The 16,701-nt window shown below is 61.3% G+C and carries 14 protein-coding genes; 13 read left to right on the forward strand and 1 reads right to left on the reverse strand.

The annotated features are described in order from the left end of the window. The first annotated feature begins 62 nt into the window (after positions 1-62). Positions 63-956, forward strand: coding sequence for an amidohydrolase family protein (locus ACMUVN_RS18780; RefSeq protein ID WP_414815367.1), 894 nt, complete (start codon positions 63-65; stop codon positions 954-956). A gap of 76 nt (positions 957-1,032) precedes the next feature. On the opposite strand, the gene ACMUVN_RS18785 is transcribed toward ACMUVN_RS18780, so the two are convergent. Continuing rightward, positions 1,033-2,040, reverse strand: coding sequence for a helix-turn-helix transcriptional regulator (locus ACMUVN_RS18785; protein ID WP_097543348.1), 1,008 nt, complete (start codon positions 2,038-2,040; stop codon positions 1,033-1,035). Between the two features lie 381 nt (positions 2,041-2,421). Between ACMUVN_RS18785 and ACMUVN_RS18790 the strand changes: the two genes are divergently transcribed. The 12 genes from ACMUVN_RS18790 to ACMUVN_RS18845 all read left to right on the forward strand — a co-directional run bounded on the left by ACMUVN_RS18790 (position 2,422) and on the right by ACMUVN_RS18845 (position 16,699). Next, on the forward strand, positions 2,422-3,069 hold the full coding sequence (locus ACMUVN_RS18790; RefSeq protein ID WP_176707342.1) for a GntR family transcriptional regulator: 648 nt from the start codon (positions 2,422-2,424) through the stop codon (positions 3,067-3,069). A 134-nt stretch (positions 3,070-3,203) separates the two neighbouring features. Beyond that, a complete protein-coding gene (locus tag ACMUVN_RS18795) occupies positions 3,204-4,091 on the forward strand; it encodes a dihydrodipicolinate synthase family protein (RefSeq protein ID WP_097595387.1) in 888 nt (295 codons plus the stop codon). Position 4,092: 1 nt separating this feature from the next. After that, entirely contained in the window at positions 4,093-5,439 is a 1,347-nt protein-coding gene (locus ACMUVN_RS18800) for an NAD(P)/FAD-dependent oxidoreductase (RefSeq protein ID WP_414815368.1), read from the forward strand. Positions 5,440-5,856: 417 nt separating this feature from the next. Continuing rightward, entirely contained in the window at positions 5,857-7,050 is a 1,194-nt protein-coding gene (locus ACMUVN_RS18805) for an ABC transporter substrate-binding protein (protein WP_414815369.1), read from the forward strand. A 21-nt stretch (positions 7,051-7,071) separates the two neighbouring features. Further along, on the forward strand, positions 7,072-7,944 hold the full coding sequence (locus ACMUVN_RS18810) for a branched-chain amino acid ABC transporter permease (protein ID WP_047616795.1): 873 nt from the start codon (positions 7,072-7,074) through the stop codon (positions 7,942-7,944). Between the two features lie 43 nt (positions 7,945-7,987). Further along, the gene (locus ACMUVN_RS18815) at positions 7,988-8,974 is read left to right on the forward strand and encodes a branched-chain amino acid ABC transporter permease (RefSeq protein ID WP_063474086.1); all 987 of its coding nucleotides are present in this window, start codon (positions 7,988-7,990) and stop codon (positions 8,972-8,974) included. Further along, positions 8,971-9,744 carry an ABC transporter ATP-binding protein gene (locus ACMUVN_RS18820; protein ID WP_414815370.1) on the forward strand — a complete coding sequence of 258 codons (774 nt, stop codon included), beginning with the start codon at positions 8,971-8,973 and terminating at the stop codon, positions 9,742-9,744. Before ACMUVN_RS18815 ends, ACMUVN_RS18820 begins: the two co-directional genes overlap by 4 nt. Further along, complete coding sequence (locus ACMUVN_RS18825) at positions 9,734-10,477, forward strand: ABC transporter ATP-binding protein (RefSeq protein WP_414815371.1); 744 nt, start codon at positions 9,734-9,736, stop codon at positions 10,475-10,477. Before ACMUVN_RS18820 ends, ACMUVN_RS18825 begins: the two co-directional genes overlap by 11 nt. Positions 10,478-10,519: 42 nt before the next feature. Beyond that, positions 10,520-11,728, forward strand: a complete 1,209-nt coding sequence (locus ACMUVN_RS18830) for an aspartate transaminase (protein ID WP_097595385.1) — start codon at positions 10,520-10,522, stop codon at positions 11,726-11,728. 89 nt (positions 11,729-11,817) lie between these two features. Beyond that, entirely contained in the window at positions 11,818-12,756 is a 939-nt protein-coding gene (gene nac / locus ACMUVN_RS18835; RefSeq protein WP_047616805.1) for a nitrogen assimilation transcriptional regulator NAC, read from the forward strand. Between the two features lie 191 nt (positions 12,757-12,947). After that, entirely contained in the window at positions 12,948-15,011 is a 2,064-nt protein-coding gene (locus tag ACMUVN_RS18840; protein WP_183904378.1) for a hydantoinase/oxoprolinase family protein, read from the forward strand. 11 nt (positions 15,012-15,022) lie between these two features. Beyond that, positions 15,023-16,699: a hydantoinase B/oxoprolinase family protein gene (locus tag ACMUVN_RS18845; protein ID WP_254962630.1), complete on the forward strand. Its 1,677-nt coding sequence runs from the start codon at positions 15,023-15,025 to the stop codon at positions 16,697-16,699. Positions 16,700-16,701: the final 2 nt, after the last annotated feature.

Raw genomic sequence — 16,701 nt, forward strand, 5'->3', positions numbered from 1 at the left:
AGACGGAGTGCCGCCCCGGCGGCACTCCTGCGCCAATCTCCAGCGACCATGGAAACGAACGAATGGACGACCTTCCCATCATCGATCCCCACTTCCATCTGTGGGACCTGAAAAACAACTACTATCCATGGCTGTCCGACGGTGTGAAGCCCTCGGCCTTCGGCGACTATACGGCAATCAACCAGACTTATCTGATCGGCGACTATCTCGCCGACGCCAAGAACCAGAACCTCGTGAAAGCGGTGCATCTCGACGTCGGCTACGACCCCAGGGATCCGGCTGGTGAAACGCGCTGGCTTCAGGGCGTTGCGGACCAACACGGCTTTCCCCATGGCATTGTCGGATATGCGGACCTGCGCAAACCCGACGTTGGCAGGCTGCTCGACGAGCACATGCAGTTTGCCAATTTCCGAGGCATTCGACAGTCGATGAACTTCCACGACGATCCCGCCAAGACCTATTTGACCGTGCCGGAAGTAAGCCGCACCCCGGAATGGCGGCGAGGATTCAAGGAACTGGCACGACGGGAACTCATCTTCGATCTGCAGCTTTACTATTGGCAGATGGAGGAGTTCCTCGAACTTGCCCGCGACTTTCCTGATGTTCAGATCATCCTCAATCACACAGGCATGCAGGTAGACGGACCTGATCACTTCGAGGGCTGGCGGAAGGGGATGAAGGCCTTGTCTCAGGCGCCGAACATCGCATGCAAGATCTCTGGACTTGGGATGGGGGACTGGACCTGGACGACCAGCTCGATCCGACCCTATGTGGAGGAGGCGATCACTTTGTTCGGAACAGATCGATGCATGTTCGCGTCGAACTTTCCGGTCGACAAGCTGTTTTCAAGCTATGACAGGATCTGGAATGCGTTCAAGGAAATCACAAGGACTTATACGGAAGGGGAGCGCCGCGCTGTCTTTCACGACAATGCTGCGCGCTTTTATCGGATCTGAATTCAGCCCGAGAGCGCACTTCTCGATCCTGCTCATTCGTCCTTGAAGTCTCGTGCCGTCTTGCGGCTCTAAGGTCTCAGAGGCCTGACATGCGCTCACCATTGGATCGCCTTCTCGTTTCCGATGGTGTTTCCCCGAAAGCGGTCCTGTAGCTGGCAGCAAATCGGCCGAAATGAAAGAAACCCCATTTCAGGCATATGTCCCGCAGCAATTGTCGGTTGGAAGGGTCGAGAAGATCTTCTCGGGCCGCTCGCAAGCGCATCGCGCGCAAGTAGGCTGACGGGGTCGTTCCCTTGAACGTACGAAACCCTCCCTCAAGCGCACGAATGGAGACGCCTGAAGCCTCGGCTACATTCTGCATGGTAATGGGCTCGCCGACGTTCGCATGCATGAATTCAACGGCGCAGCGTATATGCCGCGGCGCGGGCAAATGCACTTTCCTCTCGAGCAGATGTGAGAACCGATGCGGGATAGAGCGCAAGACCAGATTGGCAAAGGCTTGGGTCAGGTGCGACACGGCAATCGGAGAATGAATGAGCGGCCCGTTGTTCCGCACCCCGTTGATGATCGTTTGAGCCAGTCCTCTGACGAGTTGGCCGGCCGGCGTCGAAAGATCGATGGTCGGCGCCAACCGCAATGTCCCGATCAGCGGCGTCTCCAATATTGCGGCGGCGGTCTGCGCAATCACTTTCCAATCCAGGCGAAGCACGTCGGACTGATGCGGCGTTCCCCGGACGGAAAAGCGGTCGGCCTCGCGATTATTCACCAACAGCAAGCGCCCAGCTGTTCCTTCGATGACGGTCCGGCCAAGCGCCAAATCGATAGCTCCGGAGCGCACAAGGATGACCGACAGCCATTCCGCCGTTTCGGGGGCCGCTTTTACGCTCCATTCGTACGAATATTGGCCACTGACAAGGGATAGCGTGCCATCGGTCCAGAAGCCCGTCTTCCAGCTGATAGCCTGCTCCCGACCGGTACGCCATGCATCAAAGGGACCGAAGCTCCCGGTGAAGGCTTCGACCATATATTCGAACGTCGAACCCTCAAAGCTCGGTGAAAAATCTACTGGCGTATTCTCTGGCATTCGAAATCAGTGGCCGATCAAATAATGAGCAAATGCAGAAAGAAACGGCATGGATTTGTCCCGGCCGTCTTCCGGGAGTTCGAGAGGCAAAATTTGTGCCGCGGACGCCAAGCTATCGGCGCGGCTGTCTGACCCACTCTTGCGCATCGCCGTGAGCTGCCGAATCTGAAGAAAATCGTCGGCTTAGCCTCCACCACGGCGTCAGCAATCCTTCCTGACCTGAAACTGCTCTATCGCCCACCCGGGCAGGTGGATTCGATGTGGAAGTCTCACGCTCCATCCTTGACGTCTATCAAATGTCTACATAATGTCTTCTAAAAATATGAGGTACCGATTTTGGATACTGAAGTCAATCCCGACCGCAAAGCCAAGCTTGGCCTTATGCTCCGCAGACGCATCCTGACGATGGAACTGCAGCCGGGGGCGGTGCTGGACGAAGTGGCGCTGAGTGAAGAGTTCGGGCTGTCCCGTCCGCCAGTTCGCGAGCTGATGCGCCAGATGGCCGGCGAAGGTTACATCGAGCTGGAAGCCAACCGCGCAGCGCGGGTCAGCTCCATGAGCTACCAGTCGCTGCGCGACTTCTTCCTTCTTGCGCCGATGATCTATATCACCGCCAACAGGCTGGCGGCCGAGAACGGAACTCGCGGGCAGCTCGACGTGCTGAAGCAGGTTCAGCGGTCATTTCGCAAGGCCGTCGACCACTGCGATGTCGAGGGACGCGTCTTCCACAACGACCAGTTCCACCGCCAGATCGGCGAGATGGCGCACAACGTCTATCTGGTTCCAAGCCTTCGGCGTCTGCAGATCGATCATGCGCGCATCGGCAAGGTCTTCTACAAGCACCCGAACACGCCGCGCATGCAGGAAGAGCTCGAGCTCGCCGCGCAACAGCATGACGAGATGATCGAAGCTATCGAGAAACGGGATGTCGATGCATGCGGAGAACTGGCGCGGCTTCACCTCGAACTTTCACGACGAAACATGGCCATGTACGCGGCCCCGGAGGGTCTGGAAACGCCGACCCTTTAAGGCCTGGCGTTTCGAAGAACACATCGAACCACTGCTGGCGGGACAACGGGCGAACGTCTGAGCAAGCAGGAATACACCCAGATCAAGACCATCTGGCTCAACCTTTCGGCAGCCTAACGCGGGACACCAAACGAATGTCTGACTTCCAGTTTCCAGGCCTGAATCTTGCTATCGCCACGCCGTTCGACGATGCCGGACGCATCGACTACGCAAGGCTCGAAGACAATGTCGAGCGTTACCTAGCCGCAGGCGTCAGAAGTTTTCTGTTCAGTTCCGGCACCGGCATGCATGTCTACCTTTCCAAGGAGGAATCCGAGGAACTGATCCGCCGCGGAGCCCGGATCGTCAACGGACGGGCGAAGGTGATCGCACAGACCTCCGCACTTCTGGTGGAAGACGTCGTCGAGCGCACTGTCCGGGCGCGAGACGCCGGCGCCGAGGGCGTCATGGTGCTTCCGCCCTTCTTCGAAGGGCCGACCGACGACCAGGGCATCCTCGATTTTTACAGCGAGGTCGCGAAGGCCGGTCTTCCGGTGATCGGCTATAACGTTCCCCAGGCGGTCGGCGTCGCCGTCACGCCCGAACTTCTGGACAAGCTGAGCGAAATCCCCGGCTTCTGTGCCGTCAAGGACAGCGGCGGAGATCTTGCCAAGCAGGCCGCGCTTATCCGCACCGGCCGCTTCGTCATGAACGGCGCCGACCCGCTCGTTCCCTATGCACTCTATGCCGGATGCGATGGCCTGATCTGGGGTGGGGCGAACTTCGCTCCGAAAACCTGCGTCGCCCTCGTCGAGGCTGCCGCCGGGCACAAGTGGGAGGAGGTTCGCGCGCTCTGGAAAATCCTGGAGCCGTCGATGGGGCTGATCTGGGAAGGCGATTACGTGCAATCCGTCTATGCGGCGGCGGATCTGGTGGGCTATGGCGCCGGCGCGCCGCGCAAGCCGCTGCGCGCGCTTGCCCCGGAAAAGCTTCCGGCCATCCGGCGCTCCCTCGAGACGCTCATGGAGCGGGAAGCGATCTGACGTGACCCAGGCCGGAAAGAACGTCTTCGTCGCATCCAGGCTTCCGAAACGCGCAGGCGTTTCGGGCTGGGTGGCCACGCTTGCGCCGCGCACGCCGCGGCCTGTGTTGAACGGACCGGTCGTTGCCGACGTTGCGATTATCGGCGGTGGTTTCGCCGGTCTTTCCGCGGCCCGGCGCATCTCCCGGCTGGATCCGAGCGTGCGGGTCGCCATCCTGGAAGCGGGTGTCGTCGGCGAGGGGCCGGCGGGCGCGAATTCTGGTTTCATCATCGACCTGCCGCACGAAGTCGCGTCAGACGATTTCAGCGGAGAGTCGGAGGCGAGGTTCAGGCAGTCTGTCCTCATACAGCGCTCGGCCATCGCTCTGGCGAGCGAGATGGCCGCGGAAAACGGCTGGGGCAAAGAAGTGTTCGATCCCTGTGGCCGATACAGCGTCGCCATCAGCGCGGAAGGCGACAGACATCTCGAGGACTATGCGCAACAGCTCACGAAAATGGGCGAAGCCCACCGGCTGCTGAACGGCAGGGAGATCGCGGCGGTGACGGGGTCGCCGGTCTATACCTCAGGTCTGTTCATGCCGGGTACGATCATCGTGCAGCCCGCCGCCTACATACGCGCGGTCGCCGACTGCCTGAAGGAGCCGGTCGCCCTTTACGAGCGGACGCCGGCACTCTCGTTCAAGCGCCTCGGCACGGGATGGCTCGTCAAGACGCCGCAGGGGTCGGTGCAGACGGCAAAGATCATCATGGCGAACAATGGACATGCCGAAAGCTTCGGCTTCTTCCGCGGGCGCCTGCTCCACGTCTTCACCTACGCCTCCCTCACCGAGGAGTTCGACCCCTCGCGCCTCGATGGAGAGCGGAAGTGGGCCGCCACTCCGGCCCTGCCGATGGGAACAACCGTCCGTCGCATCGGCACGGCCGGCGGCGATCGAATCCTGGTGCGCTCCCGTTACAGCTACAATCCGGGCATCGAAATCAGCGACGCCGCGATCCGGCGGGCTGGCCGCCTGCACGACGGCAAATTCTCCAAACGTTTTCCCATGCTCAGCGGCGTCGGGATGCAGTATCGCTGGGCCGGCGCGATGGCGCTCACCCGCAATCATGTTCCGGCATTCGGTGAGATCGAACCCGGCGTGTTCGCTGCATGCGGCTGCAATGGCCTTGGAGCGTCGAACTCGACGGCCTCAGGGATCGCAGCTGCGGAACTGGCGCTCGGTCACAGTTCCGAACTCGGCCGTATCTATGCGCGCCTGGCTGCTCCGACGGCATTGCCGCCGCAGCCTTTCACGACGATCGGAGCCAAAATGCATCTCGCCTATCGCGAGTGGAGTGCCGGACCCGAGTGATGCAAGCGATCTCCAATCTGCGCCAGCGGCACAGTTGACGACACGGCGAGGCCGACCATCTGGCGGCCTCGCTCCGTTTTATGACGCGCCGCTACATCCGTCAGCGAATGCCGCCATCGATCTCGAAATTTCGCCTCGGCAAAGAGAGCCCGCGCCGCGGCGAGGGGCGACGGCATCGATATGGCCGATGGCCTGTCCGGCGAGGAAGGCGAACAACACCCGCAATGCCGAATAGATCGGTTCGCTATAAATAAACGCTATAGCGGCAGAATGGAGTTGTGTTGGCCAGCGACGCTTTCCTGAACCTACTGTGACGGTGTCGGCGCTGGGCTGACGCCATAAGAACCGCGGAAAGCGGTCAGGAGTACGCTGGGCCATAAGCCCAAGCGTTTGCACCCGAGAACATGGAGTGGGAACATGAAACTTACCGTAAGCCGCAGAGCATTTTTCCTTTCTACCGCAGTCCTTTCGCTGGCGGTTGCCGTTTCCGGCCTGCCGGCCGGCGCGCTGGCCGCGGACGGGACGATCAAACTCGGACTCGTTGCGCCGATGAGCGGCCCGAATGCGCGCTACGGCGCATTTTCGATGCACGGCGCCGAACTCGCCGTCAAAGACATCAATGATGCCGGCGGCGTCAATGGGATGAAAATCGAACTCCTCAATGCCGACAGCCAGGGTACGCCCGTCGAAGGTGTTTCGGCCACCCGCCGCCTGATCGACCAGGATGGCGTCGACTTCATCATCGGCGACGTTTCCAGTTCGGTGACGCTCGCCATCCAGCCCGTCGCTGAAGACGCTGAAGTGCTTCTGCTGAATGCGGCGTCGTCCAATCCGAAAATCACCTACCAGGCCGGTGTCGGCGGGTTCAAATGGACCTATCGCAACTATCCGACAGATGAGAACCGGGCGCTGATCGTCGCCAAATATGCAGCAGAGCAGCGCGGCTTTACCAAGTTTGCCGTGCTCTCCGTCGACAGCGATTATGGCCGCTCGGCGATTACATTCACGAAGAAATACCTGCCTGACTTCAAGGGCGAGATTCTCAGCGAGGACTATTACAAGGAAGGCGAAGTCGACTTCCGCAGCGTTCTCGCCAAGATACGCGACAATGGCGCCCAGGCCATCATCATGTACGGCCTCGCCGATACGACACCCATCATCGCCCGCCAGATGGTCGAACTCGGAATAGCCGGCAAGGTGACGCTGATCGGCAATGGCGAGTTCAACACGGAAAAGACCGTCAAATCAGCCCCGTCGGCGCTCGAAGGCGCCGTTGAAGCCGCCGCATGGCTGCCGCAGTTCGACTCGCCCGAAAGCAAGGCTTTCGTCGACAAGTTCACGGCCACCTATGACGAAGCCCCGAACAACCACGCCTATGTTCACTGGGACACCGTCAATCTCCTCGCAGCGGCGATCAAGCAGGCCGGCAGCGCCGACAAGGTGAAGGTTCGCGACGCACTCTCCAAAATCAAGTACAAGAGCCCGGTTGGCGAGGTCACGTTCGACGACCACAACCAGGCCCGCCTGCCGATGATCCTGCTGCAGATCGAGAACGGCAAGCCGAGCATCAAGGGTGCCTATACGGCGGACATTCAATATCCTGCCAAGTAATCTGCCGGGAGGAATACGCCCATGCTCTCGACCATAGTTGAGCAAACTGTGAATGGAATCGTCACGGGTTCTGTTTACGCAATCGTCGCCGTCGGCATGACCATGATTTTCGGCGTGCTGAGAGCCATCAACTTTGCTCACGGCGAATACTACATGCTCGGCACGTTCGGGGCCTGGTTTGCGATCGACTATCTCGGACTGTCCTACGAAGCGTCGATTGTCGTGGGGGTTCTTGCAACGATTGCCGTTGCCTATGTGGTCGGGCAACTCGTCATGCGCCGGATGGTCGGCGCGCCCGCGGAATCGGGCGTGCTTGCCACCCTCGGCATCGCGCTGATCCTGCAGAACACCATCATTCTCGTCTTCGGCGGAGGCTACAAGTTCTTCGCCGGAGGTTATATCGAGCCGGTTTCCATCCTCGGCTTCAGCCTGGCCCAACAGCGCATTCTCATTCTCGTCGTCTGCTTGCTGGTGTTCATCGGCCTCGAACTGATGGTCAGCTACACCCGCTTGGGAATGGCAATGCGCGCCGTTTCCCAGAACGTCGAGTGCTGCAGCGTCGTCGGCATCGATGTGCCGCAGGTGGTGCTTCGAACCTTCATGCTGGGGGCGGCGCTGGCCGCACTCTCCGGGGTTCTGACGGCGCCGGTCAATGTCAGCGTCTATGGCGGCATGGGCGAGCTGATCACCTTCAAGACGCTGCCGATCATCATCATGGGCGGTTTGGGCAATGTGCGCGGTACTTTCGTCGCGGCGATGATCCTTGGCGTGGCCGAGAGCCTGGTCGCCACCTATGTCGGCCTGCAATTCCGCGACACCGTCGGCTTCGCCACGCTGATCCTGATGCTGATGTGGCGGCCGCATGGTCTCTTTTCGACGCAGGCGCGCTTCTAGCAGCCGCGCCCGCCGACCTTTCTCGAACGACCGAGGACTCGACATGTCTCTGACGGAAACCGCTCAACAGGTACGCAGGCGCGATCTTCGCATACCGCTCGCCGCGGTCCTGATCGTCCTAGCACTCGCCGCGCCGTTCATCGGCAGCCGTTACATCACCCATTCCCTGATCATCGCCCTGATTTTCATGCTTCCGGCACATGGGCTCAATCTGCTTGTCGGGTATACCGGTCTTCTTTCATTGGCCCAGGCCGCGTTTTTCGGCATCGGCGCCTATACGGCAGGTCTTCTCGCCGTCACCTACGGCACGCCGTTTTACGTCAATCTCATCGCGGCAGGCGCCGTCTCCGGAGCCCTTGCTCTTCCGCTCGGCATTCCCGCCCTGCGTCTGCGCTCGACGTCCTTCGTGATGTGTACGCTCGGTTTCGTGATCATCGGCCAGGCCATTGCCAAGAACTGGATCTCGCTGACCCGCGGTGACATGGGACTTTCGGGCATTCCCAAACCCTATTTCGAACTGGGTCCGCTGTCGTTCACGGTGTCCGGCACGACGAACTTCTACTATCTCGCCCTGATCATCGGGGTCCTCGCCACCTTCGCCGTCTGGGCGATCGTCCGCTCGCCCGCCGGGCGCAACATGGTGGCGATCCGTGAGAACGAGACGCTCGCCGAATCTCTCGGCGTCCCGACCTGGCGCTACAAGCTGATCGTCTTCATGATCAGCGCGGTGTTTGCCGGTATCGGCGGTTGCCTTTACGCCTATTACCTGACGGTCGTCAGCCCGCTGACCTTCCAGATGTATTATTCGACGACGATGCTGATCATCGTGCTGGGCGGCGGGGCGGGCATGATTTCCGGCACCGTCTTCGGAAGCCTGCTTTTCGTCGGGCTGACCGAGGCGCTGCGCATCACCCCCGAATTGCGCATGATCGCCTACGGCTTCTGCCTTCTCGTCCTGGTCTTCTGGTTCAAGAACGGGTTTGCGCCGCTGATCAATCGCTTCTGGAATGCGATCGGAGGTGCGAAATGACCGGTCATCTTCCGCTTCTCGCGATCAAGAACCTCAGCAAGTCCTACGGCGCGGTGAACGCCGTCAACGATGTCAGCATTCACATCGATCGGGGTGAGATCGCGGGCCTGATCGGACCGAACGGCTCGGGCAAATCGACCTTCTTCGATTGCAGCACAGGCCTTGCGAAGCCGGACACCGGCACGGTTGTCCTCGACGGACAGGACATCACCGGCTGGTCCCTGAACTGCATCGCCAGGGAAGGCCGCATGCTGCGCTCTTTCCAGAAGACCGTCACTTTCAAGTCGCTCGATGTCGAGGAGAACCTGGTCATCGCCGGTCAGATGTTCACCTTCCCGTCCATTGCATCGACCTTCGGCTTGGGAAAGATGTCCCGTCGGCGCATCGATGGTCTCAGGGAGAGAGCCCGCGAGCTGATCAAGATGGCGGGTCTTTGGGATGTGCGCCACCAGCCGGCGGGCAATCTGTCGGGCGGACAGCAGAAGCTCATCCAGTTCGCATCCATGCTGATGCCCGAACCGAAGCTCATCCTGCTGGACGAGCCGATGGCCGGGATCAATCCGAAGATCATCGAACGCGTCGTCGATACCATCCTGTATGCCAACAAGTCGCTCGGCGTGAGCTTCCTGGTGATCGAACACAATATCGATGTCGTCACCAGCATCTGCCAGCGCGTCATCGTGCTCGACCAGGGAGCCAAGCTCGTCGAAGGCTTGCCGGGCGACATCATTCAGGATCAGCGCGTCAGGGAGGCCTATCTTGGCGGGTAATTCGAACCTTTCGATCCGTGACCTGCGCGCAGGTTACGGCAATCTGGACATCCTCAACGGCGTCGATCTCGACGTGCCGACGGGACAGTTCGTGGCGCTCATGGGGCCGAACGGGGCGGGCAAATCAACGCTTCTCAAGACGCTCTACGGCATGACGACCATCAAGCAGGGAAACATCGACTGGCGCGGCAAGAATATTGCCGGTAACACGTCGCGGGCCATTCTGGGCGAGGGGATTTCCTTCGTGCCGCAGGGACGCTGCAACTTCCCCGTCATGACCGTCGACGAAAATCTTCAGATGGCGGCCTATACAATCCGCGACGTCAAGGTGAAGGCTGACCGCGACTACGTCTACGACCTCTTTCCGATCCTCAAGAAACGCCGCGCGACACTGGCCGGCAACATGTCCGGCGGCGAGCAACAACTGCTCGAAGTGGCGATGGCGGTGCTGCAGCGGCCGAAGGTGCTGCTGGTCGACGAGCCGTCCGTCGGGCTGTCGCCGGCGGCGATCGGCATCGTCTTCGACGAGCTTCTTCGCCTTCACGCCGACGGCATGACGATCCTGCTCGTCGAGCAGAACACCAAGAAGGCCATGGAAGTCGCCCAGCGCGCAGTCATCCTGAGACTTGGCAAAGTCATCTGGGACGGCCTGCCGAAAGACATCACCCATGACGAACTCGGCGAACTTTTCCTGACCGGGAAAATGCGCGGCGAAACCGAGGCCGTTCACTGAAGGCGATCTCTTGCCTCTTATAAAATAAGCGAGGAAATTCCCATGAGCACCTTTGTGCCTGCATCACGTGTGTCCAGAATCAAGGTTTCGCCAAGCACGGCTGCGGCCGCCCGGGCGCGCGAGCTGAAGGCGGCGGGTCGCGACATCGTCGACCTGACGGTCGGCGAGCCGGACTTCGACACGCCTGACAACATCAAGGCCGCAGCGCACGCCGCCATCGACAGGGGCGAAACGAAATACACCGCCGTCAACGGCACGCCGGCGCTGCGCAAGGCAATCATTGGCGATTTCAAGCGCCGGCTCGGCCTCAGCTATGCCGACGACGAAATTTGCGTCGGCGGCGGCGCCAAGCAGATTCTGTTTCTCGCGCTGATGGCGAGCGTCGAAAACGACGCCGAGGTGATCATTCCCGCACCCTACTGGGTTTCCTATCCCGATATGGTCATCGCCAACGAAGGCAAACCGGTCATCGTCGAATGCCCGCAGGAAACCGGCTTCAAGCTGACGCCCGAAGCTTTGGAAAAGGCGATCACGCCGAAGACCCTATGGCTGGTCCTCAACGCGCCGTCCAATCCGACGGGTGCCGCCTATGACCGGCGCGAACTCGAAGCCCTCGGCGAGGTGCTGCTGCGCCATCCCCATGTCTTCGTGCTGTCAGACGATATCTACGACCAGGTCTGGTTCAAGGACGAGCCGATGACGACGCTGGTTGCCGCCGTCCCGGAACTGAAGGAGCGTGTTCTGCTCACCAACGGCGTCTCCAAGTCCTACGCCATGACCGGATGGCGTATCGGCTACGGGGCGGGTCCGGCCGCATTGATCGCCGCCATCAACAAGCTGCAGTCGCAGATGTCGTCCTGCCCGTCGTCGGTCAGTCAGGCGGCCGCCGCCTATGCGCTGTCTTCGGACCAGGCATTCGTCGCCGAAAGCGTCAAGGTCTATAAGGAACGCCGGGATTATGCGTGCGCACGGCTGAATGCCGTGCCCGGCCTCTCCTGCCTCGTGCCGGACGGGGCCTTCTATCTGTTTCCGAACTGCGCCGGCGTCATCGGCAAGAAGACTCCTGAAGGCAAGACGATCGAGACGGATCTCGATTTTGTGCTCTATCTGCTCGACGGCGTCGGGGTCGCGGCACTGCAGGGGGCTGCCTACGGCGTATCGCCGCATTTCCGCCTGTCGATTGCGACGTCGATGGAGACGATCACCCAAGCATGCGACCGCATCGAACGGGCTGTTGCCGAGCTGCGTTAACCGCGAAAGGCCAGTGGGACTTGTGACTGGGACTTGCGTCCCTCCGGCTGCAGGCTTTACGTTTTGCATGAAACAACAAGCCGGTGACCATGAGCGTCGATTTCCGCAAACTGAAGAGCTTCGTAAAGATCGTCGATACGGGCAGCGTATCGCGCGCGGCAAGCCTTCTGAGGACGGCCCAGCCGGCGTTGTCGCAGCAGATCGCCGCTCTGGAGGCGCACTTCAAGCACAAGCTTCTCATCCGCAGCAATGTCGGCATTGCGCCGACGGAGGCAGGGCTCATCCTCTATCGGCATGCGCAACTGATGTTGAAGCAGATCGAGCAGGCTCAGGTCGACATCGATCAGTCCGCCAAATCGGTGGCGGGCCGCGTCTCGATCGGCCTTGCGACCTATTCCTCGTCAAGCGCCTTGTCGCTGCCGATCCTCAAGGAGATGAAGGCGAGGCATCCCCATATCGTCGTCCACATCAATGACAGTTTCGGCCAGATCCTCAGCGAACTGATCATGACGGGCAAGATGGATATGGCGCTGATCTATGCTGCTGCGCCGATCAAAGGCGTTACCCTGCAGCCATTGTTCCGCGAGGAAATGTTCCTCGTCTCGCCGCCGGGCATCGAACTCCCCGGGGATAGCAGCGCGCCGCTTCCGCTTGCCGCCCTCCAGGAGATCCCGCTGCTTCTTCCCAGCAAGGCCCATCTGCTGCGCCGGCTGATCGACGACGCGCTGGCGAGAGCCAGAGCGACACCTGAGGTCGTCTCGGAAATCGAGTCCGTTCCGGCCCTCAGCGCGGCTGTGCTCGAAGGGCTTGGATCGACCATTCTCCCGGCTTCGGTGGTGACGGAGACGGCGATCTTCTCAGGCGCGCAGGTGCGGGCACTGACCAAGCCGGTGATCGACGCGACCGTGTCGCTCTGCGTCGCAGATCATCTTCCCTTGTCGGAGCCCGCCATCGCCGCACGGTCGGTTCTGCTTGATGTCGTCGGCAAACTGATGAGCAGTCATCACCAGGGAATCAAGCCCGCCTAGCCCGAGCTGCTCCTCGCAGCGGCAGTCCGACGGCTGACCGCCGCCCGCCATAAGCAAACCCTATAGCGGCAGACTGTAGTTGTGTTAGCCAACGCGCCGGGCATTCCCCTAACCTTCAAGCAGACATCGGGTCCGGGCATCGGATCCGCATAGCGGCGCCTGCCGCGCCGAACAGTCGCTTCGAGGACAACATGGCAAAACTGGCTTTCGACACGGGTGGTACCTTTACCGACTTCGCGCTCCTGGATGACAGGGGCGACCTCCACCTTCACAAGGTCCTGAGCACGCCGAAGAACCCGGCTGAAGCCGTCGTGCAGGGTGTGTCCGAATTGCTGGAAAAATTCGCCGGCACCATCGCCATCGACCAACTGCAGGTGCTGGGCGCCACCACCGTCGTCACCAACGCCGTGCTCGAGCGCAAGGGCGTCGAGACCGGCTTCGTCACCACCGACGGTTTCCAGGACATGCTGCGAATCCGTAACGAAGGGCGCTACGACCTCTACGACCTGAACATCAAATATCCCGACCCGCTGGTCACCCGCGCAAACAGCTTCGGCGCCAAGGAGCGGATCGCCGCCGACGGTTCCGTCATGACCGAACTCAAGGAAGAGACGGTGCGCGAGATTGCCGGTCGCCTGAAGGAGAAGGGCATTCGCTCCGTCGCCGTCTGCCTTCTCCATGCCTATAAATATCCGCAGCACGAGCAGCGCGTCGCAGCGCTGCTGCGCGAAGAAGACCCCGATATCTTCGTCTCGCTCTCCTCCGAAGTCTGCCCTGAAATGCGCGAGTTCGACCGCGCGTCGACGACTGTCGTCAATGCCTATACGAGGCCGCAAATGGCCGGCCACGTCGCCCATCTGCAGCGTGAATTCGCAGCGAAGGGCATCGACCGCCAGGTCCTGTGGATGACATCCTCGGGCGGACTGGTGCCGAGCCGGCGTGCCGCGGAACTGCCGGTGCGCCTGATCGAGTCAGGCCCGGCGGCGGGTGCGGTGGCTGCCGCAGAGTTCGGCCGCACGGCAGGCGAGGCGAGCGTCCTGTCCTTCGACATGGGCGGCACGACCGCAAAGCTCTGCCTGATCCCGGACGGTGAGCCAAATGTCGGGACCGATCTCGAGGTCGCCCATTATCAGCGTTTCCGCAAGGGATCCGGTTTCCCGCTGAAGATCCAGTCAATCCAGATGATCGAGATCGGCGCGGGTGGCGGCTCGATCGCGGCCAAGAACCCTCTCGGCCTGCTCGATGTCGGCCCTCACTCCGCAGGCGCCATGCCTGGACCGGCCGCCTACCAGCGCGGCGGCACCCAGCCGACCGTCACGGATGCCGACATCCTGCTTGGATATATGGGCACCGAATCCTTCGTCGGCGGGTCGTTCAAGGTTTCCAGAGAAGCAGCTCACGAGGCGATGGCCAAACTTGCCGCCTCGCTCGAGGTCTCGGTCGAGCGCTGCGCATGGGGCATCCATGACCTCGTCAACGAATCCATGAGCAAGGCGGCCGCCATGCATGCGACCGATCTCGGCGTCGATCCCCGTTCGCTGCCGATGGTCGCCTTCGGTGGCGCCGGCCCGGTGCACGCCTATGGCATCGCCCGCAAGCTTGGCATTTCCCGCATCATCTGCCCGACCGGTGCTGGCGTCAGTTCGGCGATCGGCCTGTTGATCGCGCCCGTGGCCGTCGATCTTTCCGCAAGCCATCCGATGGTGCTCGACGCCTGGGATGTCGGCGCCATGAACCGCCTGCTGGACGAGCTATCGGCCCAGGGCGCCGAAGTCGTGTCGGCAGCGGGCGTCCCGAAGGATACGATCAGCAACCGCTACACCGTCGACATGCGCCATGTCGGCCAGGGCCATGAAATCACCGTGGCTCTGCCCGACCGGACCCTGCCGAAGGAGGAATTCCTTAGCGAGCTTCGCGGCAACTTCTTCAAGCTCTACCGCGAACTGTTCGGCCGTACCGTTGCCGCTCCGCTGGAGGTCATCACCTGGCGGCTGCGCGCCGGCGGCGAAAAGGATCAGGTCACGCGCCCGCACGAGACCGTCGTTGCCGACGCGAAGAAGGGCAGCCGAAAGGTCTATTTTCAGGAGATCGGCGGCTTTGCCGAGACTGCGGTCTACGACCATTACAAGCTTCCCGTCGGCGAAGAGGTCAAGGGTCCGGCAATCGTCGAGCAGCGTGAATCGACCGCGGTCGTCGGCCCGAGCGGCGTCTTCCATGTGGATGCCCATGGCAACCTCGTGATCAACATTCACTAAGGGGTACTCTGATGTCGAAACCCGCCACCGATTTCAACGACCCGATCAATCTTCAGGTCATGTGGAACCGCCTGATCTTCATCGCGGACCAGGCCGACAACGTTCTCGGCAAGACGGCATTCTCGCCGATCGTCCGCGAGAACCACGATTACGTGACTGTACTCCTCGACAGCAAGGGACGGGCGCTGGCGCAATGCACCTGGTCGATCCCGGTCTTCATCACCTCGCTCCCGGCTGCCGCCCAGAACTATTTCCTGCCGAAGTTTCCGGCCGACAGGCTCGAAGAGGGCGACGTGCTGGCGACCAACGATCCGGAGATCGGCACCGGCCATCTTCCCGATGTCACGATGATCACGCCGATCTTCAAGAACGGCAAGGTCGTCGCCTATGCCGGCTCCATCGCCCATCTTCCCGATATCGGCGGGGCGCCTCTGCATTCCGAAGCAAGCGACATCTACGAGGAAGGCATCCGCTTCCCGATCGTCAAGCTGCTGAAATCAGGCGTTCCGAACCAGGACGTCTTCGATATCATCGAAGCCTCGGTCCGCCTTCCGACAGAGGTGCGGGGCGATCTCGAATCGATGATCGCCGCCAACAACGTCATGGGCCGCGAACTCGTCAAATTCCTGGACGAGTATGGTCTCGACGATGTCGAAGGCCTGGCCGCTGCCATTCATTCCCGCTCCGAAGCGCAGACCCGCAAGGCGATCCGGGAATGGCCGAATGGCAGCTACGCGGCCGAGGTTCTGCTCGACGGTTACGATGTCGACGTGACGCTGAAGGCTTCGGTCATCATCAAGGACGACTCTGTTCATGTCGATTACACCGGCACCTCCGACCAGGTTCTGCACTCGATCAACTGCCGGACGAACTATCGCTACGCCCATTCGGTCTATGCTCTGAAGTGCCTGCTCGATCCCGAGACGCCGAACAACGAGGGCTGCATCGTCCCGATCACTGACGAGGCGCCGCTCGGCTGCATTCTCAATCCGCAGCAATGGACGGCGGGCAATTCGCGAAACCTGATCGGGCACGTCATTCCCTCGCTGATCTTCAAGGCGCTCGAAGGCGTCGTGCCCGATAAGGTGATGGGCGACAGCGGCGGCGCTCCGATCTGGGCCGCCAATTGCGTCGGTCAGCGCAATGACGGTACACAATATGGGTCCGTTCAGAATTTCCACGGCGGGCAGGGCGCGCGCGCTGAGCTCGACGGCCTGGACACGCTGAGCTTCCCCTCGAACTGCAAGGTAACGGCCATCGAGATGTTCGAGGTTGCCGTGCCCGTGCTGACCGAGCGGAAGGAACTGATCGCCGACTCCGGCGGCGCAGGTAAACATCGCGGCGGCCTCGGCCAGCGTGTCGTGCTCCGCAACCTCGGCAGGAGCCCGATGAACATCTATCTCGCCTCCGAGCGTGTCCGACATCCCTGCTTCGGCGTCGTCGAAGGGCAGAGCGGATCGGCCGGAAAGGTCTCGAAGGACGGCAAGCCTCAGTTCCCAAAGGGCAAGGTGGTCCTGAAGACCGGCCAGCGCCTCGAGGTAGAGACGCCTGGCGGCGGCGGTTGGGGATTGGCGAGTGATCGTTCGCGGGCGCTCATCGAGCAGGATCTTGCCGAGAACCTGATCACAGCGAAGGCCGCGCGGGAAATTTACGGCTATTCTGGCCCGATCGCTGCTGCGGCCGAATAGGG

It is taken from the genome of Rhizobium sp. IY2 (assembly GCF_047532935.1).
GTDB classification, from domain to species: domain Bacteria; phylum Pseudomonadota; class Alphaproteobacteria; order Rhizobiales; family Rhizobiaceae; genus Rhizobium; species Rhizobium anhuiense.

What these genes read in the sequence shown, in the direction of transcription:
- ACMUVN_RS18780 (WP_414815367.1), top strand. Translation starts at nt 63, where the DNA reads ATGGACGACCTTCCCATCATCGATCCCCACTTCCATCTGTGGGACCTG.
- ACMUVN_RS18785 (WP_097543348.1), bottom strand. Translation starts at nt 2,040, where the DNA reads ATGCCAGAGAATACGCCAGTAGATTTTTCACCGAGCTTTGAGGGTTCG.
- ACMUVN_RS18790 (WP_176707342.1), top strand. Translation starts at nt 2,422, where the DNA reads ATGCTCCGCAGACGCATCCTGACGATGGAACTGCAGCCGGGGGCGGTG.
- ACMUVN_RS18795 (WP_097595387.1), top strand. Translation starts at nt 3,204, where the DNA reads ATGTCTGACTTCCAGTTTCCAGGCCTGAATCTTGCTATCGCCACGCCG.
- ACMUVN_RS18805 (WP_414815369.1), top strand. Translation starts at nt 5,857, where the DNA reads ATGAAACTTACCGTAAGCCGCAGAGCATTTTTCCTTTCTACCGCAGTC.
- ACMUVN_RS18810 (WP_047616795.1), top strand. Translation starts at nt 7,072, where the DNA reads ATGCTCTCGACCATAGTTGAGCAAACTGTGAATGGAATCGTCACGGGT.
- ACMUVN_RS18815 (WP_063474086.1), top strand. Translation starts at nt 7,988, where the DNA reads ATGTCTCTGACGGAAACCGCTCAACAGGTACGCAGGCGCGATCTTCGC.
- ACMUVN_RS18820 (WP_414815370.1), top strand. Translation starts at nt 8,971, where the DNA reads ATGACCGGTCATCTTCCGCTTCTCGCGATCAAGAACCTCAGCAAGTCC.
- ACMUVN_RS18830 (WP_097595385.1), top strand. Translation starts at nt 10,520, where the DNA reads ATGAGCACCTTTGTGCCTGCATCACGTGTGTCCAGAATCAAGGTTTCG.
- nac (WP_047616805.1), top strand. Translation starts at nt 11,818, where the DNA reads ATGAGCGTCGATTTCCGCAAACTGAAGAGCTTCGTAAAGATCGTCGAT.
- ACMUVN_RS18840 (WP_183904378.1), top strand. Translation starts at nt 12,948, where the DNA reads ATGGCAAAACTGGCTTTCGACACGGGTGGTACCTTTACCGACTTCGCG.
- ACMUVN_RS18845 (WP_254962630.1), top strand. Translation starts at nt 15,023, where the DNA reads ATGTCGAAACCCGCCACCGATTTCAACGACCCGATCAATCTTCAGGTC.